Genomic DNA, 22,779 nt, shown 5'->3' with positions numbered 1-22,779 from the left:
ACGATTATATACCGTTTACAGATTGTTATGAATAGAAATATAATTTGTTATTAATACATGGACTGTGTGCAGCAAATTGCACATATTGGGGAATGAATTACCAACCGTTTATATGCTATTTGTTTGTAAATTAATTTATTTAACGGGCTAAATAATATTACGATACATATGGTTAATAAGGGTAGCTTAATAAGCAAGTCTTTAAAATCAGTCAATATTTAGGCCAAATAAATTTTTTGTATCACCTACTCCATACAACAAGCCTAAAACATATCTTTACTGCATTAAATGGTTTTTGGTTTATATGGGCAAAGCGTGTAGGGCATTCATTACAAGTATTTTACTGTTATGCTGTATAGTACGCTCGTTTGCCCAGCAAATTCCGGGTAACCCCATCAGGCAAAAAGCGCTCGACAATATTGCCGTTAGCGCTAATCAAAAATTTATTACCGGTCGCCAAAAGGCTGTAGCGCTTGCACCATCACGTGGTTGGGCAATTTTGCGTAAAACAAAGGCAGGCAACCTGGTATCTTTACAAGGGGTTAACAGCCTTGGTTTCCCGGTTTACCTTACTACGCATAACAATACTACAGCGGCTGCAACAACGGGTACCAATACCGTGCAGCCCGGTGGTTCGTTAGGGTTAAATCTATCAGGTTCAAGTTCATTTCTTACCAATAAGCTGGGCATTTGGGATGGTGGCAGTGTTTACAAGCAACACCAGGAGTTTACAGGTAAAACCATTACTCTAAAGGATGGTGCGGCAGTGTTAGATCACTCTACACATGTGGCCGGCACCATGATAGCCAAAGGCATTTACGCGCCGGCTAAGGGTATGGCGTTTAACGCCACCACGCTGCAATCATGGGATTTTGATAACGATGTATCTGAAATGAGTTCGGCCGCTTCGGGCTTGTTGCTATCCAACCACTCGTATGGAGATGTTGGGGGATGGGACTACAACAGTACCGATAGCCGCTGGGAATGGTATGGCTTGCCGGGCGATACGGTTGATTATAACTTTGGATTTTACGACGAGCGTACCCAATCGTGGGATAACATAGCTTACAATGCGCCTTATTACTTAATTGTGGAGTCGGCGGGTAACAGCCGCGCCAATAATGGCCCGCAGGTGGGCGAAGATTATTACGGCTATACCAGCCGCACCAACGGCACTTTTATAAATAAAGGGCCAAGGCCGGCCACCATAAGTAATAATGATGGATATGATATTATTACTACCACCGGTACAGCAAAAAATATTTTAACGGTAGGGGCGGTAAGCCCTTTGCCAAATGGGCCGGTGAACAGGAGCGATGTAGCCATATCCTACTTTAGCAGCTGGGGGCCAACAGATGATGGCCGTATAAAGCCCGATATTGTAGGCGATGGTGAAGATGTATTATCTACAGGCGTAAGCAGTACAAGCTCATACATCACCCTATCGGGTACATCTATGGCAGCCCCTAACATTACCGGGTCGTTATACTTGCTGCAGGAGTATTACGCGCAAAAAAACAACGGTAACTTTATGCGCGCGGCAACCTTAAAGGCGCTGGCCTGCCATACGGCCTTTGATGCAGGGAACGTTGGCCCCGACTATATTTATGGCTGGGGATTGCTGGATATGAAAAAGGCGGCCCAAGCCATCACTGATGATACCAAAAAAAGCCTAATTAGCGAAAACACGCTGCAACAAGGCTCAAATAAAACATTTACGTTTACGGCATCGGGTAACGGGCCATTAGCTATAAGCATAGCCTGGACAGACCCCGAAGGTACACCAACCACCACAGGGGTAATTAATAGCCGTACCCCTAAATTGGTAAACGATCTGGATATCCGGGTTACCGATGGTTCAAGTACATTTCGCCCCTGGGTTTTAAATCCCGATAAACCCTCGGTAGCTGCTACTACGGGCGACAATATCAGGGATAATATGGAGCAGGTATATATAGCCAACGCTACACCGGGTAAAACCTACACGGTAACCGTATCGCATAAGGGCACGCTTACCTCGGGCAGTCAGGCCTATTCGCTAATCGCCACCGGTATTGGAGGGGTGGTTTATTGCGCGTCCGCGCCTGCATCCTCTGCCGACTCTAAGATCACCGCGTTTAAGCTATCAAACATCAACTATACGGCACCTGCGGGTTGTACGGCATATACCAACAACACCGGCTTAACAGCGCAGTTAGAGCAAGCTAAAACCTATCCGTTCAGCATCACGTTGGGTACATGCGGCAGCAATTTTAACAAAGCCGCCAAAATATTTATAGACTGGAACGGCAACGGCGTTTTTGAAGCGAACGAATTAGCCGCCACCACTGTGGTTACCAATACTACCGACACCTATTCGGGTAATTTTACGGTGCCGCAAACGGTTACGCCGGGTAACTTTAGTTTAATGCGGATAGTACTTGCCGAAACCGCCGATGTAACCAATATCACCCCTTGCGGAAGCTACGCGAAAGGCGAAACCCAGGATTACAGGGTGCAATTTTTAAAACCTGCCATAGATGTAGCCGCAACCACCATTGTTAACGCGGGTACAGTATGCGCCGTGCCAACGGCAGTTGTTGTGAGGTTAAAAAACGACGGCAGCGCGGCAATTAGCAATATACCGGTTACGGTAACGGTTACATCGCCAAATAATGTGGTCACTACTTTTACCGAAACGTATACCCCGGTAATAAATGCGGGCGATGAAGCCGATTTTGAGCTAAGCGGAAAATTTAATGTAATTGCCGGTGCAACTTATACAGTTATAGCGCAAACCAATTTGGCAGGCGATGCTATTACATCAAACAATAAAACAAGCGGTAGTATAGCTATTGCCCTGCCACCCCAGGTGGGTACTTTAGAAGCATACTATTGTACCAATACCAGCCAGTACCAGCTATCGGGGAATGGCGATGGGCAGCTTTTATGGTATAAAAACAGTAATGATGCCCTGCCATTTGCCAATGGCGGCGATGTGTTGGTAAGCCAGGCACCCGTTGATGGTAAATATTATGCCGGCTTAAACGATTTTAGCGCTAAAGTGGGCCCTGCAACAAAAAATGTATTTACAGGTGGCGGCTATAACCAGTTTACGCCGGGTATCGAAGTTACTACAGGCATACCTGTTACCATCCAAAGTGCAAGGTTGTACATTGGTAACCCCGGCAAAATTACATTTACCGCTACCAATGATGCCGGCGATGTGGTATCGGCTGTTACGTTAAATGTGGCAGCCACCCGCAGCACGCCTGCTGCCGGTGCACAACCCGATGACCCCGCCGACCAGGGAAAGGTATACACCTTAAACCTTACGCTGCCTGCAGCAGGGCATTACACCATAACCCCGGCTTACGAGAACAATGCTACTATATACCGCAACAACCAGGGTATTACCGGCTATCCTTTTAGCGCGGGCAATGTATTCAGCATAAGCGGCAATACCGCCACGCCTGATACCGGTACCGATACTACTTATTACAAGCAGTATTACTATTATTTTTACGATATGCAGGTAACAAGTACGGGCTGCCCCGGCGCGGGCCGTACGGCGGTTACACTTAGCAAGCCACTTATTACCCAAAATGGCGATGTGCTGTCATCAAGCAATGCTACCGGTAACCGATGGTTATTAAACGATAAGTTGATAGATAGTGCTACTACACAAACTTATACCCCTTTGCAAAGTGGCGCATATAAAGTGCAGGTGCTTTTAAGTACCGGCTGTATAGTACAGTCTGATGCTTATAACTACGTGCTTGTGGCTAAAAACCCCGATAAGTCGACAGACATCGGCTTAACGGTATTCCCGGTGCCGGCCAATACTTATTTTAACGTTTTGTTTGCAGCCAAAGCCGCCGGAAACATGAAACTATCGCTGGTGAATGCAGCCGGGCAAACGGTTTATGCAACCACGCAAACAATAACGGCAGGCAATTACAGCACTGTTGTAAGCACTGTAAACCGCCTGCCGGGTACATATATATTAAAGCTGATACTGGGGCAAAAAATATACTCCAGGAAGATAATTATAGAGAAGTAGGTTGCGGAAATTCTAATCCTAAAAGCTAAACTCTAAAAGCTAAATTCTAAAGTTTTAGGTCTAACCTCCAACCTCTAACCTCCAACCTCTATTCCCTATCCTCTGAAAATTAAAAGGCATACTTTAAGCCCAGGCCGGGTGCAAGGTCAAAAAAGGGCCCGGTTGCCAGCTCAAGTCGCGGGTTAAGGTCAAGGCTGATAGCAATTGGCGAATCGGGGATTAAATATTCTAATCCTAAAACAGCATCAGCACCTAATAAAATGCGGCTCTCGTTATAATAGCGGTCATCACCGTTAAAGCGTTTATAGGTACCACTGCCTACGCTGCCCAGGTGCGCGCCAAAGCCATAGTAAAAATTAAGTTTGGGCACATCAAAGGCCTGCTGGTGTATCTCGTAAAGGCCGGTTAGTACCACGCCGTGGTTACGAAAGCCTAAAACACCTTCCCAGGCAACATTAGGCTGGGCAAAGTATTTTACAGACAGGCCATTTTCAAACCCGCCAAATTTAAGGCCAAGGGCGGTTTTGTAATCTTGCGCCAGCGAACGTTTCGACGCGAATAAAAAGCAGGTTAACACCAATGCTATTAAGGGGATTTTTTTCATTGTAGTAGGTGATTGTGAATAAATAATATAGGCTAACAACGTAAAAACGCCCGTTTTGTGCTATGCAACAGGTAAATGATAGCCAAAATATTTGATGTTGCTGATTTTCAGCCCGAAAAATATTGAGGTAACATCCTGTAAATAAATAATAGCGGCTATTTTTTAAATAACGCTGCCGATGGATAGTGAGAACGGCAGATGCGGGGGGAAGGCCGGAGGATTGAGAAGCGGACTTCTTAGTGACACACGCGGCACGCCTGCGCCAGCAGGGGGAATGCTGTTTAACCGGAGGCGTTTCGTTTTCAAGGCATTCCAACCATCTCTTTCACATTTTGGTATACAACCACCGTTTTAGCGCACGCCGCATACAATAAACGGTAACTTGTACTTCCGTTAGCCCGCAATCCTGATTTTGCAGGTTACTAACAAAACCATTTGTTTATCGCATAAATTTTACCGCCATGTTACTAAAACTACGTTTTGTATGGCTTTGTGCTGTTGTTACGTGCTTAATTGGCTTAAGTTTGTTCACAGCAAAAAAGGCCTCGGGCCAAAGTGTTCCAAAATCAGTCCGCGCAGATATTAAGGTCACCCAGTTCATTAGTGTGCCTCCAAACTGCTCCCGCCTTGGGTTCGATCCCACCAACCGGCATATTATGTACATAAACCAAAACGGCGACGTATACGATGTGCGTAATAGCCAGGGCACCTATATAAGCACACTAAAGGCAACCAAAGCAAACCACGGTATTACCTTGCTGCAGGGAATGGCGTTTAAAGGAAATACGCTGTTCCTGATCGGAAATATCAAAACCGCCAACTCCGGCTATGTGGGTAAAGTTATGAAAGGGGTAAAGCAGCCCTCGGGCGATAGGGTATGGTCTACCGTTATGACTACAGAAACCTACGGGCTCACCAACACTGCTTTCGACCACGGCTTTAGTGGCATTACAGTTAGCCCGGATAGCAATTACCTGTTCATCAATAGCGGCTCGCGTACAGACCATGGCGAAGTGCAAAGCAGCGGAGGCCTTAGGCCCGGGTTAAGGGAAGAGTCGCTTACATCGGCCATTTTTCGCATCCCCATCAATTCCAACAATTTAATATTGCCGAATGATTCGGCCAGGCTGGCCAGTATGGGTTACCTGTATGCCGATGGCACCCGAAACAGTTTCGATCTTGCTTTCGATCGCAACGGGAACCTTTATGGCACAGAAAACTCGGGCGACAGGGACGACCCCGAAGAGCTAAACTGGATAAGGCAAGGGCACTTTTATGGTTTCCCATGGCGGATGGGCGGGAATAACACGCCTATGCAATACCCGGGATACAATCCTGAAACAGACAAATTGGTAGATCATAATTCAACTGCCTATCAAAACGGTTTTTTTTATAACGATCCGGCTTATCCTAAAAGACCAAACCGTGTGTTTACCGAACCTATTATTAACACCGGGCCGGATGCCGATAAATACCGCGATTCTGTTTCCGGTACAATTAAAGATGCCAATGGCGACGGGTTGGCTTTTACCACGTTCACCAGCCACCGCTCGCCATTGGGTTTAGTGTTTGACAGGGATAGCCTGTTGACGGCTGAGTTTAAGGGGCATGGTTTTGTTTCTTCATGGACTACTACCGGGTCTTCAACAGCGCTTGGCCCCTACGGTGGCGATCCGGGGCAGGACCTGCTGCATATTCAGCTTATTTATGATGTTAAAACCGATAATTATAAGATGCAAACGCATCGTATTGTGAGCGGATTTAATAATCCGATAGATGCCGAAATGGTTGGCAATATCATTTATGTGCTGGAGTATGGTGGTAGTTCGCCCAAAATATGGAAGGTGGCAATGCCTTTAGCACCTGATTGTGGGCCAACCGCATACCTTACCCGCGAGCAATACAGCAATATTCCCGGGTCATCAATCACCAGTCTCACCAGCAACAGCAATTACCCCAATAACCCGTCGTCTGTTACAAAGATAAATGCATTTGAAGCGCCGATAAATGCAGGCGAAAATTATGGCGTACGCATTCGCGGCTATATCACAGCACCAACTACAGGTAATTACACCTTTTGGATTGCTGGAGACGACCAGGCGGAACTATGGCTGAGTACCGATAATACGGTAGCAAAGAAAAAGAAGATAGCAACCGTGCCCGCTTATACTTTATCGCGTCAGTACACCAAATACGCTTCGCAAAAATCGGCAGTGATAGCGCTCATCGCAGGCAGAAAATATTATGTGGAAGCCTTGCAAAAAGAGAGCACGGCAGGTGATAATTTATCGGTGCAATGGCAATTGCCCGGTGGCGCCATAGAAGTTCCTATTCCATGTACGCGGCTTTCGCCTTACATTTCGGGCGCTACAACGCTCGCCGTTGCAAAAGAAGACGCATTACGGCCAGATTCGGTTGGTACAGATCCATTGCGGGTGTTCCCAAACCCGGCAACCACGTCAATAAATGTGGCGTTCGCGTCTAAAAACAACAACAGTGGCGAAATAACCATCACCAACATGATGGGCTTTACAGTATACCGTTCCAGGATAAAGCTTAATGTTGGCGAAAATAATATGGCAGTAAACAGCAGTGCGCTAACCGAGGGCGTATATGTGCTGCATTTGAACGATACCCATAAAGTTTATGAAAAAAAGGTAGTGATAAACAGCAGGTAAAATTAGCAGCTATAGCTATATTTTCTGCATCGGAGACTTTCGGTATTACGCCCCTTATAGTCGCCCGGCTCTTGCCCATAGCTGTTCGGAAGAAACAAAACAACCCGTCATGCCGTCCGCCGGCTGGCGGATCGGCATCCCACATGCAAATTGCGAAATCAGAAAGGTGGACAGCATGCTAATTACCGTCCTGTGAGATCCTGAAACAAGTTCAGGACGACTGTTTTTTTTAATCTTCCGAACACCTATGGGCTCTTGCCGAGTGACAAGTATAACATGGCCTCCGGCCGATATAAAGGATTGAGGGGGCGGACTTCCTAGTGACACACGCGGCACGCGTGCGCCAGCATGGGACAATATTATATAGTTTCCTGTAAATAGGTGGCGGGACTTTTTTAACCTGTAAATTTTATTTTTAAGACGGCCATCCCAATTTTATACTATGCTCCATTAGGAGCTACCGCTTTCTAGAAAAGGATAAGCAACGCAATTGTAACTACATATCAGTTGTGACAAAGATTTTTTGTAGGTTAGATAACCAAAACCCAACCATGAAGCTTAAATCAACTTTAGCAATATCATTATTATTGATATTTTCAACCTTTTCTAGCCTGGAAACATTTTCCCAAGGATTAAGCCTCGAAAGGGTCACAAAAATAAAGAACAGCACAGTAAGAATAACTATTGAAAACGATGGACATCAAGGTAGTGGGTTTTTCGTTTCTTCTATTGGCACTATCGCGACTTGTTGGCATGTCATTGAACCCTCAATAATAAGAGACAGCAACACCAAAGCCATTATAGGCTTTAAAAAAATCTTTGCAACAACCAACACTGGAGAAAAAATTGAAATTGGGATAGCTGCTAAAATTTTTCAAGATACAGCGTTTCTCAATAACTCTATTGCAAATGATTTTTGTATACTTTATCCAATATTAAGATTGAAAAAATCAGCGCCGTTTCTCTTTATAGGGAATTTCGATACGGTAAATGATGGAGATGATATTTATGCATGTGGCTATCCTAAAGAACTTTTATATCCCTTTATTTCCAAGGGTATTGTTTCAACTAAATTTCTTGATACTACCAATAGTATTATTCAAAATGGTCATAAAATAAAGAAAAATAGGAATCTGGCATATTTAGACTTAACATTAAATGGGGGAAATTCGGGCGGCCCAATTATTAAAATAGGAGTTGATGCAAACCATGATGAAGTTATTGGAATCGCCGATTTTATTATTAATCCGATGGGAAGAAATTCTCAAGATTTAGTCGATTTATTAAAACAAAGGTCAGGTGGAATTTTTCTAGGTGGAGTAGACCCAAATCTGTTATTTTCCACCATTATAGACGTATTGGATAATACATCTACTGGAATTAGTGGTTGTGTGTCAATCAATTATTTTTCTGAAGTATATTCGAAATTGTAGGGTTAGGGGATTGAGTAGTCCTACATGTCCTCAATATTGAAGCATATTTTTTGAAGTTGCCCTGATAAATAACACTTAAAGATTTATTTGATATTCGATTTTTATTAGTTTTTATTTTGGGGACTTGTTTAGCGGAGCAAAAAACTATTGCAAGGCCAATCACGAATGCTGCTTTCGTAATTCTTGAAATAAATTCTTTTGCCATGCCTAAAATTACTTAATTAAATCTGTAAAAGTCAAACGTATATTTTCGGGATTATTCCGTTTGCGAAGGATAGCACCTATGGCGCAAAATTGCCTTTCTGTTTGTTTGCTACAAAGCGGTACTCCCTAACGGGAGATACCCGGGAAATTAAACTGATCATGCTCCGTCAGGAGCTACCGCTTTGTAGAAAATGATAACGAAATGTAATTGTGCCCCGTAGGTGGCAATCCTTAGCAAGCTATTCGGGATGTTTGGAGATTACTCTTGGTGTGTTAAATTACTTTTAACCTTATTCCCAACTCCCATTAAAATAAGTAAATTGGCCTGTAAATTATAAACCCAATTACAATGCGTTACATGCCAAGCTTATCCTATAAAATATTTACGCCTTTATTTATGTTGGTTTTCACGGGCTGCGTGCATGGCCAGTTAGGCCAAAACAACAGCGGGCAGTTTAAAAATGGGGTGGTGGTTTGCGCCTCGCCCGAAGCGGCGAGAGTAGGGCTGGAGATATTAAAAAAAGGTGGTAACGCGGTTGATGCTGCGGTTGCGGTACAGTTTGCACTGGCGGTTACCCACCCGCAGGCAGGTAACATAGGTGGCGGTGGTTTTATGGTGTATCGCCCGGCAAAAGGCGCTGCCAATACCTTAGATTTTAGGGAGAAGGCACCTGCCAAAGCAAATGCCGATATGTACCTGGATAGTGCCGGCAATGTTATACCCAACAAAAGTTTGTACACACACCTGGCATCGGGTGTGCCCGGCGCTGTTGACGGGATGATACAGGCCCATAAAAAGTACGGCAAACTAAAATGGGAAGACCTTGTACAGCCGGCTATTGACCTGGCCGAAAATGGCTTTAAATTAACTACCAAACTTGCTAAAAGCCTTAACCGCAATGCCGGGCAGTTTAAAAAGTTAAACCCCGGTAAAAATTACTTAGTAAAAGATGGCGAATGGCAAGCCGGCGACCTGCTGCAACAAGCCGACCTTGGCAAAACGCTGGAACTGATACGCGATAAGGGTCGCGAGGGATTTTATGATGGCCCGGTAGCCGACCTGCTGATAGCCGAAATGAACAAGGGTAAGGGCCTGTTTACCAAAGCCGACCTGCAAAGCTACCATGCTGTATGGCGTAAACCGGTTACAGGCAAGTATAAAGCGTATAAGATAATTACTATGCCGCCGCCATCAAGCGGTGGGGTGGCATTGCTGCAATTGCTAAAATCGGTAGAGCAGTACCCGCTGCACAGGTTTGGCTTTAACAGCGACTCGACCGTGCAGGTGATAGTAGAAGCCGAACGCAGGGTATATGCCGACAGGGCCAAGTACCTGGGCGACCCCGACTTTTTTAAAGTACCCGTTGTTAGCTTGCTGAACGAAAAATACATTTTGGGCCGCATGCAAAACTTTAACTGGAACGCCGCGACACCAAGCAGCAGCATACAACCCGGCAAAATTACCGGCTACGAAAGCGACCAAACTACCCATTACTCGGTTGTAGATAAAGAGGGTAACGCGGTAGCTATCACCACCACGCTAAACGATTCGTACGGCTCGCACATATTTGTGGCCGGGGCAGGCTTTTTACTCAATAACGAGATGGACGACTTTAGTTCGAAACCGGGCGTACCCAATATGTATGGCCTGGTTGGCGGCAAGGCCAACAGCATACAGCCGGGCAAGCGCATGCTGTCGTCTATGACACCTACCATCGTCGAAAAAAATGGCGACCTGTTTATGGTAGTGGGTACGCCGGGTGGCTCAACCATTATCACTTCGGTTTTTCAAACGATACTAAATGTGATAGAATTTGATAAGAGCATGCAATCTGCAGTGGCGGCCAAGCGTTTCCATCATCAGTGGCTGCCCGATGAGGTAATGACCGAGCAGGACGCCTTAGACAGCACCACCGTAAGTAAGCTGCGACAAAAAGGATACAAGGTTACAAACATTGGAAATATAGGCGCGGTAGATGCCATATTAAAAACCAAATGGGGCTACTACGAAGGCGGCGCCGACCCGCGCGGAGACGATACCAAAATGGGTTGGTAAACCGAAAATCAACAGGAAAACTTTTTTTACTCGAAATAAATTTTATATTAGTAAGTACAGGGTAGCGAAAAAAAACGAAAAATTTATACTGAGGGTAACAAAAAAATGGAATAATTTATACGGGGAAGTGCAAAGGTTATAGCTGTTTATCTATTTTAAAGCCAATTTTTTGTTCCCGGTAATAATTTGCCCCATTTAGCCCTTCGTTTGTCGGGTGGTAATCAACAATTCATAATTATTCTTAAGCGTTAAAAAGTGTTATGTTTGTCCACTTATGCGAAGCAGTGTAAAACACCAGGAGACTATCGATTACTTTTTAAAGATAGTATGGCAAACGGTAGCCAACCGTTATAACCAGTTAGTTACCGAGTTTGGCATTACACAGTCTATAGGCTATCTGCTCATCAATATCGACGAAGAGGGCACTACGGTATCTCAGGCGGCTGCTTTGCTTGGGCTAAAGTCAACCAGCTTGTCGCGCATGCTTAACCAGTTAGAAACCACAGGCTTAATATACCGCGAGTCTAACAAGGGTGATAAACGTTCGGTAAAAATTTACCTGACCCCCCTGGGTAAAGAGAAACGCCAGTTGGCCAAAAACGTGGTAAAACAGTTCAATAACTACCTAAACGCCCATATAAGCGATGCCGACAAACAGTATTTAACCGAAATGCTGAAAAAGATAAACCAGCTTACCGTTAATTATAAGCCCTAACGGCTACTGCTTTTTAAACTTCCAATTGTTAAAAAGTGTTAAGCTGCTGTTTTTGCCATTTAAAACAATAAATTTGCCTTTTAAAATAAAATGAACAGGGTATTGATTATCTTATTTTTAGCATGTGCCGGGTTGTCGGCATGTACAAAAGGGTACGACGAAGCCGCTGTAGTGAGGGCCCAGGCCACCGTTGATGACCGGATAATACAGGACTATATGGCTGCGCACAGCTTAGGTGTATCGGCTAAACGGATTGATACAACCGGGGTGTTTTATATTATAGAGGCACCGGGCACAGGTAATGCGCTGTATACCAATTCGACCCGTGTAACCGTTAACTACGAAGGACGTATTTTAACAACGGGTGCGGTATTTACCAAGAATAATGGATTTTCGCCCACATTTGTGTTGGGCGAAGTGATAAAGGGCTGGCAATTAGGTATCCCTCAAATTAAAAAAGGCGGCAGAGTACGATTGTTGATACCATCGCGTTATGCATACGGCGCCTTTGACCAGCCGGATATAGGGCTACCTGCAAATACGGTAGTTGATTTTGAAATACAACTTTTAGATGTAACGAACTGATTTAGATGAAACAAAAAATTTTTACTTTTTTATTGATCGCGATAGCAGGCTTAACCGCGTGCAAAAAAACTGCTGATAAGGAAATTGATATTAAGGAATACGACGAACAACAGATACAGAAATATATTGCTGCCAATAGCCTTACCGGCTTTACCCGCGACCCTATTAGCCAGGGTGATACTGCAGGTATATACTATAAAATTATACAGGAAGGAACAGGTGCGCCTTTGGAGTATCCTGATCAGATATCGGCCGTATTTACCGTAAAATCTTTTGACGGTAAGTATTCATCGGCAGATACCATAGCCAACCATTTTGTTGATTATGTAGGTTTGTTAAAAGCAAACAGCCGTACACAAGGCCTGCAGTTAGCTTTACATAATCTGTTAAAACATAAAGGCGGCAGCATGCGCCTGTTAATACCATCGCACCTTGCTTATGGTGTTAACGGTATTGGTAGCGGTAGTGTTACCAATGTAAATACCCGCATAGCAGGTAACCAGTGCCTTGATTATTACATCAATGTGGTGCAGGACCAAAAAACCTACGACGATATATCCATAAAAAAATACCTTGCTGCTAATGGTTTAACAGGATATTCTAAATCTGCCTTAGGTTGTTATTATAAAATTTTAACACCGGGTACAGGAATTGGCGGCCCTATTAAAGAGTTTTCGAGCTTTACAACAACCTATTATGGTGTGTTATTTAACGGGACAGAATTTGATAATGGAAATAAAACGGATGCTAACACCACGCCATTCACTTTAATTAATTATATCCCGGGGGCTAAAGAGATATTAGAGAAATATGCTACAGCAGGTACATCTATTTCTTTTATAGTTCCATCAGTACAAGGCTATGGCAAAATTGCACAAGCTACTATACCCGCGAATTCATGTTTAAGGTTTGAATATCAAATAAAAACCGTTACGCAATAATATTAATTCAGCGCTTCTTTAAAGGCTTTTAAACACCTGTCCCGCGCAAATGCGTGGTCAATAATGGGTTTTGGATATTTGCTGAAATCGGCATATTCCGGGACCCATTTTTTGATGTATAGCAATTTTGGGTCAAACCTCTTCATTTGCGATTCGGGGTTAAATATCCTGAAATAGGGGGCAGCATCGGTACCGCTACCGGCCGCCCATTGCCAGCCGCCAACGTTGCTGGCCATTTCATAATCAAGCAGTTTACGGGCAAAGTAGCGTTCGCCCCAGCGCCAGTCTATCAGCAGGTCTTTACTTAAAAAGCTGGCTACTACCATGCGTACACGGTTGTGCATATAGCCGGTGGCATTCAGCTCGCGCATGCCGGCATCAACCAGTGGGTAACCGGTTTCGCCTTTACACCATGCTGCAAATTGCGCTTCGTTGTTTATCCATTTGATACGGTCGTATTCCGGCCTGAAAGCGTGGTTCATCGTTTGCGGGAAATGATATAGTATCATCATATAAAACTCCCGCCATATCAACTCGTTCAGCCATGTTTTTTCTTTGGCCAGGCTTGCATCCAGCGCACAGCGGCGTATACTTATGGTACCGAAACGCAAATGTATACCCACATGCGAAGTCCCCCTAATAGCCGGGAAATCGCGATTTTGAGCATAATCCTCAACCACATCATTGTACGCTTTATCGGGGAAGGTAGCTGCACTTTGGGTAAAGCCCATCTGTTTTAAGGTTGGCAGGGCCATAGCCTTAAACTGCAGTAAATTATGCAGGTATTTTTGTGTAGGGTAGGCCTTTAGGTAAAAGGGTTTTAGCTTTTGGTACCATTTGTTTTTATATGGCGTGTAAACCGTATAAGGTTTGCCATCGTCTTTAGTTACCTCATCCTTTTCAAATATTACCTGGTCTTTATAGGTTTTAAATTCAATATGGTGTTTGCTTAAAAGATCCTTTATAGCGCCGTCACGCTGTTTGGCGTAGGGCTCGTAATCGTGATTAGTATAAACAGTGGCTATGTTATAGGTTTTAATTAATTGTTCCCAGGCATGCTGGGGTTTATCATAAATTACTAATAAGCTGCTGTGGTGTTGCCGGCATTGCTTGTTTATGTTTTCAATGGCCTGGTAAATAAAAGTTACACGTGCATCATCTTTATCTTCCAACTCGTCCAGTATTTCTTTATCAAATATAAAAACAGGTAATACCGGGTTGCCGCTTTTTAGAGCATGATATAAACCGGCATTATCCTCGAGCCGTAAATCGCGGCGAAACCAAAATATGCTTACAGGAGTATCTTTATCCATAAATTTCTTTTAATGCCGAGGCAATATCAGGGTATTTAAATTTAAAACCGGCATGCTCTATTTTTTGTGCCGATGTTTTGGTACTGCCCAGCACAAGTGTAGCCAACTGCCCAAATAGTAATTTAATAACAAATGCCGGTACATTTGGTGCCCATAGCGGGCGGTGCAGTTGCATGGCAACCGCTTTTGTTAGCTGCTCATTAGTCACCGGTTGCGGTGCCGACATGTTGTACGCGCCGTTTAACCTTTCGTTGGCTATGCCTAAAAGGTACATATCTACCACATCCTGGTGGTGTATCCACGATATCCATTGCTTGCCATTACCCAAAGGCGAGCCAACACCCAACTTTACAGGTAATGCTAATTGCGGCAATGCACCGCCATCGGTAGTAAGCACCACACCCGTACGAAACTTTACGACGCGCAGACCTAATGCCTGGCCCTCATCAACAGCTTTTTCCCATAGGATGCAGCAGGTGCCTAAAAAATCATGGGAAGGGAGGCTGTCCTCTGTTAGCAGCTCATCGCCACGGTTACTGTAATAACCAATACCCGATGCGGAAACAACAGTTTTAACTTTGTTGGCCCTGTTTTTTATGAGATCGTATAAAAGTGCTATAGATTTGGTGCGGCTATCTAATATTAGCTTTTTACGCTCCTCGGTCCAGCGCTTATCAGCAATGCCGGCACCTGCCAGGTGTACAATAGTATCAACGCCATCAATACAGGCGGCATCTATATGGCCCTTATCTATATCCCACAAAAAGGTTTTTACTTTAGGGGTTTTACCGGCATGCCTGCTTAAATGGCTTACCGTGTAGCCCTGGCTCAACAGTTCCCGGGTTAGTTGTTTACCCAATACACCCGAACCGCCGGTTATTAATATGTTTTTACTCATTTTGCCATGCTTTTACCTTCTCCAAAATTTACAATGCGCCGTGCCATCCCCTTAAATATAAATAGATGGAAGGGCCACATTAAATACCAATACATACGTCCCCATAAGCCTTTAGGCCTAAAGGTGGCTATTTGGCTTAGAAAGGTTTGGTTGTTGCGTTCAATTATTTTAAACTCCAGCCATGCTTCGCCCGGTAATTTCATTTCTGCGTATAGTAACAGCCGGTAGTTAATATTATCGGCCAGCAGCACCCGCCAAAAATCTATCACATCACCGGCAGATACGCTTACATTACTGGTTCGACCACGTCTGGTGCCCACGCCGCCAAAAAGCTTATCTAAAAATCCGCGAATGCTCCATATCCAATCCCAATAATACCAGCCACGGTTACCGCCAATGGCCATAATGTTTTTAAGCACCTCGGCACTGTTGCGTTTAAAAGGCTGTTTTACCTTATACTCTAAGGTGCCATTTTGTGGTACTTTTATCTGGTCCATAAAGCCCGAGGTAAGGTAGCCGTTATTCAGCGCGTCCTTCCAGCTGGATACTATGGAGTTTTGTTCTATTTTCTTAAATGCAAGCTCTAACGCTTGCTTATAAGTCAGGCAGTCGCGTTTTACTACTTTATCAATATCATTGTTTTTCATGATGGTTTCGTTCTTCATGCTATCTACCAGGCTTTGGGCCAGCGAGTAGCTGGTAGATGTAACAAAATATAACCAGTACGATGATATTTTAGGTGATAAAAATGGTATGATAAAAATGTATCGTTTTAAATGGCGAACATCCGCATAGGTAAGCATCATTTGCTTAAAGCTAAGTATATCCGGCCCGCCAATGTCAAAGGTGCCATTCAGGGCTTTTTTATTGAGCAGTACACCTTCCAGATAGCCCAATACATCGCGTATGGCAATTGGTTGGCACTTGGTGTTTACCCAGCGGGGTACGGTCATTATCGGCAACTTTTCGGTTAGATCGCGAATGATCTCGAAGGATGAGCTACCCGAGCCTATAATAATTGCAGCCCTTAAAACGGTTAATGGTATTTTGCTTTCTTTAAGTACATCCTCCACATTCCTGCGCGATTCGAGGTGCTTAGATAGGCCGGTGTCGTTTACAATTCCGCTTAAATAAATTACCTGCTTGCAATGGGTTTTGGCGATAGCATTAGCAAAGTTGCCGGCTGATAATGCCTCCAACTCAGAAAAGTCTCCGCTTTGTGCCATAGAATGCACCAGGTAATAGGCTGCATCAATATCAGCAGGAAATGGTTCCAGACTGTTTTGCTGTAGCAGGTCGCCTGTTATCAGGGTTACGCGGTCGCTGTAATCATTGTGTTCATGAAAGCGGCGCTTATCGCGCACCAGGCAAACTATGGTATGGCCTTTTTCAAGCAAAACCGGTATTAGCCTTGTACCTATATAGCCATTAGCACCTGCAATTAATACCCTCATAGTTGTTCAACAATATATTTGTTTTGCTGTTTGGTAATATCCTTGTGTTAATAAATTTAATGCACAACGAAAATAAATGTAAATAACTGAGCGTTAGTTAACTATTGGTTATAAACAGAAAAGTTACAATTTTCCTATATCTTTTTTTGAATATCAACGTATTAATGCTGTGTTGTAGTTAAAACCAATAATTATAAACTAATATTATGCATACTTTCCAAATCATCCTGTTTACCCTTTTTGCCGTTATTTTAATTTCGCTTATCAGTTATGGTATCTATTGCAAACGTAAGGCCCGTTTTTACATGCGTACCGATCGTATGGCCGAAATTGAAGAATGGCTTGTAAAGTCTACCATTAGCTGGTTGGCCACTTTTGGTTTAACTATGGCTTTAATAGTTAGCATTATTTAACTGTTGTTTACTTTTATTAACACATGTTAAATTGTTAATACATTCTTCTTTTAATTGAAAATAATTCCCTTATAATTGCACTACCCCCAAACATTTGGCCTTTTAGCCAATAAACCAATAATCAATTTACGCCGATACTAAAATATGCTATCAAAAGATTTTCAACGTTTAATAATTATATGCTACGTTGTTATTTTTGTACTAATAATAGCCTTTGCCTTGTATTGCAGGCGCCGTGCACGCTCTTATGTTGGTACCGGCCGTGTAACCGATATTGAAGCCTGGCAGGTTAAAGCCACCATTAGCTGGATAGCGGCGTTTTGTTTATCGGTTACGTTTTTATTTATGTTTCTTGAATTATAAAATTAAAATGCCAATTGTACATGCGGCTTATAAGTATCGGTTTTTACCCTTGCTTTAAGCTCGTGCAAAATATTATATAAACCAAAATTGGTTCGATTAACATAAATAAAGTGTTTTACTCCCCGCGCCTGTTTAAATTCGGGCATTTTTGAAACCTTTTCGCCGAAACCAAATAGCTCGTCAAAAAATTCCTTTTTGCCAAAATCAAACTCGTTAGTAATATATGGTTTAGCAAATAAGCTTATCATTTGCTTAAACATGGTGTAATAAAACTCGATCTGTGCAGGTGTATCATTGGGTAATATCATCTCCAGTTTACGGAACGCCTTGATAGTTTCTTCCTTATCGTCAAAAAGATCTGTTGAGGTGAGTGAGAAGAAAGGGTAATAAAAATCTTCAGGCATTACTTTAATACAACCAAAATCTATACAGCCCAGTTTACCATTCGGAGTAATTAAAAAGTTACCCGGATGAGGGTCGGCATGTACGGCACGCAGCTCGTGTTGCTGAAAGTTGTAAAAATCCCATAAGGCCTGGCCTATCTGATCGCGCAGCAGCTGTGATGGGTTGATCGCTAAAAACTCGCGCAGGTGTTTGCCTTCCAGCCAATCCATAGTAATAATGCGTTTGCTTGATAGCTGTGGGTAATAGTTCGGAAAAACCACGTTATTAAGGTTGGCGCATGCTTCAGAAAATTCTATAGAGCGGCGCACCTCCAGCTCGTAATCCGTTTCTTCTAAAAGGCGTTCTTCTACTTCGCGCATATATACATCCAGTTCTTTTTCGCTCATGCCCAGCATCCTGAAAGCAAAGGGTTTGATGAGTTTAAGGTCGGATGATATTGAATCGCCTACGCCGGGGTATTGTATTTTCACCGCCAGCTTTTTGCCCTTTAATTCGGCCTGGTGTACTTGCCCTATTGATGCCGCATTGGTTGACCTGATATTGAACTTATCGTATATCTGATCGGGGTTCTTGCCAAAATATTTTTTAAAGGTTTGCACAATAAGCGGCCCCGAAAGCGGTGGCGCATTGTATTGTGATTGGGTGAATTTATCTACATAAGCCTGCGGCAGCAGGTTTTTATCCATACTTAACATTTGTGCAACCTTTAAGGCGCTGCCTTTTAGTTCGCTTAGCGATTGGTATATATCTGTAGCATTATCCTCGTTAAGTTCACTGCGGTCCAACTCGGGGTTAAATATCTTTTTTGAGTAATGTTTAATGTAGTTGCCGCCAATTTTAAAACCTGTTTTTACAAATTTCGCGCTACGTTCTACCTTACTGGTTGGTATACTATTTTGTTCTTTCGATGTATTATCGCTCATGTTATTGTTTGTCAAATAATGCAGCCATTTTTTGGGTGCTGATATCGGAATAGCTATTTATTACCAGGCTTGCCATTGTACTTAATTTTTCGGCATGGTGCGCTGTAGTAATTCCCACAACCTTCATCCCGGCGTTGTTGCCTGCTTTTAAACCGGCAATTGAATCTTCAAATACCACGCATTTTTGAGCCCCGATATCCAAGATTTCCGCAGCCTTTAAAAATATTTGCGGCGATGGCTTAGGCTCGTTTACCATGCTGCCGATTATAACGGCATCAAAGTATTTTTTTTATTGGTATGGTATTAAAAATAAAGTCAACATCTTCCATGTTTGAGGATGTGGCCACCGCTATTTTAACACCTGCGTTTTTTAATTCTGCCAGGAAGCTTTCTAACCCGTTTATGGGCTTTAAATGAGGTTTAAAAGCCTCTTCATAAAACTCCCGTTTCTCTTTTATGATGGTTTTTAAAGTATCGGCATCCAAATCGCCAAAATATTTGTTTATAGTATTGCGTATAGGTACACCGCTTATTTCACCCAGGTAAGTTTCCTTAGTTATTTGCGGCATATTATGCTTTTTAAAAAGCAATTGCCATGCTTCAAAGTGGAAAGGCGTATTATCAATTAAGGTGCCGTCCATATCAAATATGGCCGCTATACCTTCCAGTTTATTAAAAACTGCCAAAGCCCATCTTTTCTTTTAAGCCACCATTTTTTGCCAGGAATTTGCCGTACTCAAACAAATTATCAATTGGCGAACGCTGAAACAGATCGAAGGTTACGTTAATACCTTTTTCAATAGCTTCATCCGTTTTTTCGAAACCGGCAGAGTTGTCGTGCACCCAAAAGTTTAACACAAAGCCAAACTGTATCCATAAAGCATCTTTATAGCGTTTGCTAAAAAACTTGCGGTCGGTTAGCTCGGTAGTTTCAATGCCCTCGGCTAAAATACTTTCGGCAAAGCTTTCGAAGCTGTTTCTTAAACCATCTAAAACGCGCGGCGAACCCAGACCGCGGGGTTGCTTTTTAAGGCTGTATACGGCAAAGCTGCGGCTGCCTTTTAACAGTTCAAAAAAGCTGTAAAAAAACGACAGGGCCTTTTCGCGCGATGAGTATTGCGGCCAAACTTCCTGCGTTTTTATTTCGGTAATGGTTCTATTGGCAAGGTCCGTCCAAACGCTTTCTTCAACAGCATCAAACGACCCGAAGAAACGGTAGAATTCCTCTTCGGCCATCTTATTTTTTTTAGCAAAGGTGTATACCGACTTTGGTTGCTGCCCCTCAGTTAAAACATAATCTATATAAGCATTTTGTATGCTTTGTGTAGTTGCCATAATTAAACGGATTAGTGTATTTACAAGTTAAAATTACTGATTATAATACAGCCAATTATCATGTTTGTGTTATATTAAATAGTCGTTCTCTCGCTAAATTTTTATGCGAAGCGAGAGCTGTTTTGCCCCTGCATTTCTAAATACTTCTCAGGGTAGATAGGCCTCCGTCCACACCTAAAATTTGCCCGGTTATCCAGCTGCTTTGGTCTGTCAATAAAAACAATGCTGCCGAAGCCACATCATCAGCCTTGCCAAATTTACCCAGTGGGTGCCGCCTTGCCGATGCTTCGCGCTTTTCATCAGTACTCAGCAAATTCTTAGCAAGAGGGGTATCGGTTAATGATGGCGCAATAGCATTTACCCTAATTTTGTTAGCTGATAATTCTGCCGCTAAGGATAAGGTTAAGCCGTTAATAGCACCCTTAGCCGATGCAATATTTGCATGAAAACCCATACCTGCCGTTGCCGCAACAGTGCTAAACAAAACTATTGATGCTTCGCCGGCGTTTTTTAAAGCTTTTAAGCTTTGCTGTATCACATCAGTAGCGCCCAAAACGTTAAGGCGATAATCTGTTAAAAAGTCGTCTTTGGTTAGTCTGCCAAAGGGTTTTAAATTAATGCTGCCCACACAATATGCTATACCATGTAGTTGTTCGGGTATATAAGCCGCCAGCGCCGATGTATCGGCTAAAACATCAAAAGTTAAATGCTTTACACTTGGTGGCCAATCGGTCGATGTTTTGCGCGATGCATTGTAAACGTTAGCCCCGTTGGCTATCAATAGTTTAACCAGGGCCAGCCCAATGCCCGAACTGCCGCCAATTACCAGTATGTTTTTACCTGAAATATTCATTTGTTAAATATTGTACTAAATTACTATTTTTGGTACAATTATATACTATTATGTTAAAACAACATTTACCAGTTAAGGTTTGCGCGGTATGTAAACGGCCCTTTACATGGCGCAAAAAATGGGCGAAATGTTGGGACGATGTCAAATATTGTAGCGACAGGTGTCGGGCATCAAAATAATTTTCATCTTTGTAACTAATCTAAATAGGTTTAGATTAGTTGTTCATATGAGCGAAAAAACAATACTGGTTTGGTTTAGAAATGACTTGCGTATTCATGATAATGAGATATTGTCTGAAGCGGTACGTAAGGCTGATAAAGTGTTACCGGTATTTGTGTTTGACCCATATTACTTTAAAACAGGTTCATCGGGCGCATTAAAAACAGGCAGTTTTAGGGCAAGGTTCCTGATAGAGTCTGTTGCCGATCTGCGTAAAAACCTGCAAGATAAGTTTGGTGCAAAGCTCATTGTTCGTACCGGCGACCCGTCCGAAGTACTTACCCAACTGGCAGAAGAATACCAGGTTAATGAAGTGTATCACCACCGTGAAGTAGCCCCTGAAGAAACAGATGCATCTGAACGTGTTGAAACTGCTCTTTGGAAAATAAAGCTTAACCTAAAGCATTTTATAGGCCATACACTGTACCATAAAGAAGACCTGCCTTTTCCAATAAAAGATATACCTGATAGCTTTGTTACCTTTAAAAAGAAGGTGGAGCGCGATAGTACGGTTAGGCCATGTACAGCAATACCCGAACATATTACTACCCCCGAAATTAGCAATGAAGGCGAAATACCCACACTTGCCGACCTGGGCGTTCCGCAGCCTGTTGATGACCATCGCGCCACGCATCATTTTGTCGGTGGTGAAACCGCGGCCTTAAACAGGTTACAACAATACCTGCAAAATTGCCTGGAAAACGATGCCGTAAAAAGCAGCCGCAATGTAGCCTGTGGTTCTTCGGCCTTGTCACCATGGCTGGCAGTTGGTTGTATATCGCCGAGGCAGGTTTATTGGGAAGTGGTAAAATTTCAGCGCGAGCACCATTTGCAAAATACCGACCCATTGATGCTGGAGCTACTTTGGCGCGATTACTTTAGGTTTATGTTTAAAAAGCATGGCCAAAAGTTTTTCAGGGCCGAAGGATTTACCGAAGAAGCACCGGGTATTGCAGACAACCAGGATGAGCTTTTTGAGCAATGGAAAAGCGGAGAGACGGGCGTAGCCTATGTTGACGCTGCCATGCACGAACTTAATGCCACCGGCTATATTACCAATTATAGCAGGCAAGCCGTTGCTACGTTCCTGGCCAAGGATATGCAAGTTGACTGGACGAAAGGGGCGCTGTATTTTGAAGAGAAACTGATAGACTATTCGCCCGCAAGCAACTGGGGTAACTGGGCATTTATTGCCGGCGTAGGCAACGATACCAAAAGCAACCGTTACTTTAACGCGGCCAAGCCAGTGGCGCAGTCAGATTATAACAGCGATTTTATAGCCACCTGGTTACCCCTAGTACAATAGTAAACCAGCTGTAAGCTTTATAAGCCTGCGTAACTTTTC

Annotated in this window: 20 protein-coding genes; 11 read left to right on the top strand and 9 right to left on the bottom strand. The window is 43.3% G+C overall.

From position 1 onward, the window contains the following. Window positions 1-304 precede the first annotated feature (304 nt). Window positions 305-4,042: a S8 family serine peptidase gene (locus tag FFF34_010870; protein TSD67861.1), complete on the top strand. Its 3,738-nt coding sequence runs from the start codon at window positions 305-307 to the stop codon at window positions 4,040-4,042. A gap of 109 nt (window positions 4,043-4,151) precedes the next feature. On the opposite strand, the gene FFF34_010865 is transcribed toward FFF34_010870, so the two are convergent. After that, the gene (locus tag FFF34_010865) at window positions 4,152-4,646 is read right to left on the bottom strand and encodes a hypothetical protein (GenBank protein TSD67860.1); all 495 of its coding nucleotides are present in this window, start codon (window positions 4,644-4,646) and stop codon (window positions 4,152-4,154) included. A gap of 461 nt (window positions 4,647-5,107) precedes the next feature. On the opposite strand from FFF34_010865, the gene FFF34_010860 reads away from it, so the two are divergent. The 6 genes from FFF34_010860 (at window position 5,108) to FFF34_010835 (ending at window position 13,258) form a co-directional block, all read left to right on the top strand. After that, on the top strand, window positions 5,108-7,324 hold the full coding sequence (locus FFF34_010860) for a T9SS type A sorting domain-containing protein (GenBank protein ID TSD67859.1): 2,217 nt from the start codon (window positions 5,108-5,110) through the stop codon (window positions 7,322-7,324). A 551-nt stretch (window positions 7,325-7,875) separates the two neighbouring features. Continuing rightward, a complete protein-coding gene (locus FFF34_010855; GenBank protein TSD67858.1) occupies window positions 7,876-8,757 on the top strand; it encodes a trypsin-like peptidase domain-containing protein in 882 nt (293 codons plus the stop codon). A 601-nt stretch (window positions 8,758-9,358) separates the two neighbouring features. Next, complete coding sequence (gene ggt, locus FFF34_010850) at window positions 9,359-11,017, top strand: gamma-glutamyltransferase (protein TSD67857.1); 1,659 nt, start codon at window positions 9,359-9,361, stop codon at window positions 11,015-11,017. A gap of 274 nt (window positions 11,018-11,291) precedes the next feature. After that, a complete protein-coding gene (locus FFF34_010845; GenBank protein ID TSD67856.1) occupies window positions 11,292-11,732 on the top strand; it encodes a MarR family transcriptional regulator in 441 nt (146 codons plus the stop codon). Window positions 11,733-11,822: 90 nt separating this feature from the next. Next, entirely contained in the window at window positions 11,823-12,317 is a 495-nt protein-coding gene (locus tag FFF34_010840) for a peptidylprolyl isomerase (GenBank protein TSD67855.1), read from the top strand. Between the two features lie 5 nt (window positions 12,318-12,322). Then, window positions 12,323-13,258, top strand: coding sequence for a hypothetical protein (locus FFF34_010835; protein TSD67854.1), 936 nt, complete (start codon window positions 12,323-12,325; stop codon window positions 13,256-13,258). 2 nt (window positions 13,259-13,260) lie between these two features. Here the strand turns inward: FFF34_010835 and FFF34_010830 are convergent, their stop codons facing one another. Genes FFF34_010830 through FFF34_010820 form a run of 3 tightly spaced genes read right to left on the bottom strand, consistent with a single transcriptional unit; the run spans window position 13,261 to window position 16,923 of the window. After that, on the bottom strand, window positions 13,261-14,571 hold the full coding sequence (locus tag FFF34_010830; GenBank protein TSD67853.1) for a deoxyribodipyrimidine photo-lyase: 1,311 nt from the start codon (window positions 14,569-14,571) through the stop codon (window positions 13,261-13,263). After that, window positions 14,564-15,469 carry a TIGR01777 family protein gene (locus FFF34_010825; protein TSD67852.1) on the bottom strand — a complete coding sequence of 302 codons (906 nt, stop codon included), beginning with the start codon at window positions 15,467-15,469 and terminating at the stop codon, window positions 14,564-14,566. Before FFF34_010825 ends, FFF34_010830 begins: the two co-directional genes overlap by 8 nt. Further along, window positions 15,466-16,923, bottom strand: coding sequence for a DUF2867 domain-containing protein (locus FFF34_010820; protein TSD67851.1), 1,458 nt, complete (start codon window positions 16,921-16,923; stop codon window positions 15,466-15,468). The genes FFF34_010825 and FFF34_010820 overlap by 4 nt, the downstream gene beginning before the upstream one ends. Before the next feature lie 206 nt (window positions 16,924-17,129). Here FFF34_010820 and FFF34_010815 point away from each other — a divergent pair, with 206 nt between their 5' ends. Both FFF34_010815 and FFF34_010810 read left to right on the top strand, forming a co-directional pair. Beyond that, window positions 17,130-17,336 (top strand): hypothetical protein, encoded by a 207-nt coding sequence (locus FFF34_010815; GenBank protein TSD67850.1) that lies wholly within the window; start codon window positions 17,130-17,132, stop codon window positions 17,334-17,336. Between the two features lie 144 nt (window positions 17,337-17,480). Further along, window positions 17,481-17,699, top strand: coding sequence for a hypothetical protein (locus tag FFF34_010810; protein TSD67849.1), 219 nt, complete (start codon window positions 17,481-17,483; stop codon window positions 17,697-17,699). 2 nt (window positions 17,700-17,701) lie between these two features. Here FFF34_010810 and FFF34_010805 read toward each other — a convergent pair whose 3' ends face one another. The 5 genes from FFF34_010805 to FFF34_010785 all read right to left on the bottom strand — a co-directional run bounded on the left by FFF34_010805 (window position 17,702) and on the right by FFF34_010785 (window position 21,215). Then, entirely contained in the window at window positions 17,702-19,027 is a 1,326-nt protein-coding gene (locus FFF34_010805) for a phosphotransferase (GenBank protein TSD67848.1), read from the bottom strand. 1 nt (window position 19,028) lies between these two features. Then, window positions 19,029-19,283 (bottom strand): HAD family phosphatase, encoded by a 255-nt coding sequence (locus FFF34_010800; GenBank protein ID TSD67847.1) that lies wholly within the window; start codon window positions 19,281-19,283, stop codon window positions 19,029-19,031. Between the two features lie 19 nt (window positions 19,284-19,302). Further along, window positions 19,303-19,713: an HAD family phosphatase gene (locus FFF34_010795; protein ID TSD67846.1), complete on the bottom strand. Its 411-nt coding sequence runs from the start codon at window positions 19,711-19,713 to the stop codon at window positions 19,303-19,305. Further along, complete coding sequence (locus FFF34_010790) at window positions 19,700-20,362, bottom strand: TetR/AcrR family transcriptional regulator (GenBank protein ID TSD67845.1); 663 nt, start codon at window positions 20,360-20,362, stop codon at window positions 19,700-19,702. Before FFF34_010790 ends, FFF34_010795 begins: the two co-directional genes overlap by 14 nt. 136 nt (window positions 20,363-20,498) lie before the next feature. Further along, window positions 20,499-21,215 carry an SDR family oxidoreductase gene (locus FFF34_010785; protein TSD67844.1) on the bottom strand — a complete coding sequence of 239 codons (717 nt, stop codon included), beginning with the start codon at window positions 21,213-21,215 and terminating at the stop codon, window positions 20,499-20,501. A 50-nt stretch (window positions 21,216-21,265) separates the two neighbouring features. Between FFF34_010785 and FFF34_010780 the strand changes: the two genes are divergently transcribed. Together FFF34_010780 and FFF34_010775 are read left to right on the top strand one after the other, a co-directional pair. Beyond that, window positions 21,266-21,394: a DUF2256 domain-containing protein gene (locus FFF34_010780; protein ID TSD67843.1), complete on the top strand. Its 129-nt coding sequence runs from the start codon at window positions 21,266-21,268 to the stop codon at window positions 21,392-21,394. 47 nt (window positions 21,395-21,441) lie between these two features. Next, window positions 21,442-22,740 (top strand): DASH family cryptochrome, encoded by a 1,299-nt coding sequence (locus FFF34_010775; GenBank protein ID TSD67842.1) that lies wholly within the window; start codon window positions 21,442-21,444, stop codon window positions 22,738-22,740. The last annotated feature ends 39 nt before the right edge of the window (window positions 22,741-22,779 follow it).

It is taken from the genome of Inquilinus sp. KBS0705 (assembly GCA_005938025.2).
Taxonomy (GTDB): domain Bacteria; phylum Bacteroidota; class Bacteroidia; order Sphingobacteriales; family Sphingobacteriaceae; genus Mucilaginibacter.
The sequence above is the reverse complement of the archived record's forward strand: the minus strand, read 5'-3'. Positions and strand labels throughout refer to the sequence as shown.

Bases quoted from the DNA above. Each gene is read 5' to 3' on its own strand.
- FFF34_010870 (TSD67861.1), top strand. From the start codon at position 305: ATGGGCAAAGCGTGTAGGGCATTCATTACAAGTATTTTACTGTTATGC.
- FFF34_010865 (TSD67860.1), bottom strand. From the start codon at position 4,646: ATGAAAAAAATCCCCTTAATAGCATTGGTGTTAACCTGCTTTTTATTC.
- FFF34_010860 (TSD67859.1), top strand. From the start codon at position 5,108: ATGTTACTAAAACTACGTTTTGTATGGCTTTGTGCTGTTGTTACGTGC.
- FFF34_010855 (TSD67858.1), top strand. From the start codon at position 7,876: ATGAAGCTTAAATCAACTTTAGCAATATCATTATTATTGATATTTTCA.
- ggt (TSD67857.1), top strand. From the start codon at position 9,359: ATGTTGGTTTTCACGGGCTGCGTGCATGGCCAGTTAGGCCAAAACAAC.
- FFF34_010845 (TSD67856.1), top strand. From the start codon at position 11,292: ATGCGAAGCAGTGTAAAACACCAGGAGACTATCGATTACTTTTTAAAG.
- FFF34_010840 (TSD67855.1), top strand. From the start codon at position 11,823: ATGAACAGGGTATTGATTATCTTATTTTTAGCATGTGCCGGGTTGTCG.
- FFF34_010835 (TSD67854.1), top strand. From the start codon at position 12,323: ATGAAACAAAAAATTTTTACTTTTTTATTGATCGCGATAGCAGGCTTA.
- FFF34_010830 (TSD67853.1), bottom strand. From the start codon at position 14,571: ATGGATAAAGATACTCCTGTAAGCATATTTTGGTTTCGCCGCGATTTA.
- FFF34_010825 (TSD67852.1), bottom strand. From the start codon at position 15,469: ATGAGTAAAAACATATTAATAACCGGCGGTTCGGGTGTATTGGGTAAA.
- FFF34_010820 (TSD67851.1), bottom strand. From the start codon at position 16,923: ATGAGGGTATTAATTGCAGGTGCTAATGGCTATATAGGTACAAGGCTA.
- FFF34_010815 (TSD67850.1), top strand. From the start codon at position 17,130: ATGCATACTTTCCAAATCATCCTGTTTACCCTTTTTGCCGTTATTTTA.
- FFF34_010810 (TSD67849.1), top strand. From the start codon at position 17,481: ATGCTATCAAAAGATTTTCAACGTTTAATAATTATATGCTACGTTGTT.
- FFF34_010805 (TSD67848.1), bottom strand. From the start codon at position 19,027: ATGAGCGATAATACATCGAAAGAACAAAATAGTATACCAACCAGTAAG.
- FFF34_010800 (TSD67847.1), bottom strand. From the start codon at position 19,283: ATGGTAAACGAGCCTAAGCCATCGCCGCAAATATTTTTAAAGGCTGCG.
- FFF34_010790 (TSD67845.1), bottom strand. From the start codon at position 20,362: ATGGCAACTACACAAAGCATACAAAATGCTTATATAGATTATGTTTTA.
- FFF34_010785 (TSD67844.1), bottom strand. From the start codon at position 21,215: ATGAATATTTCAGGTAAAAACATACTGGTAATTGGCGGCAGTTCGGGC.
- FFF34_010780 (TSD67843.1), top strand. From the start codon at position 21,266: ATGTTAAAACAACATTTACCAGTTAAGGTTTGCGCGGTATGTAAACGG.
- FFF34_010775 (TSD67842.1), top strand. From the start codon at position 21,442: ATGAGCGAAAAAACAATACTGGTTTGGTTTAGAAATGACTTGCGTATT.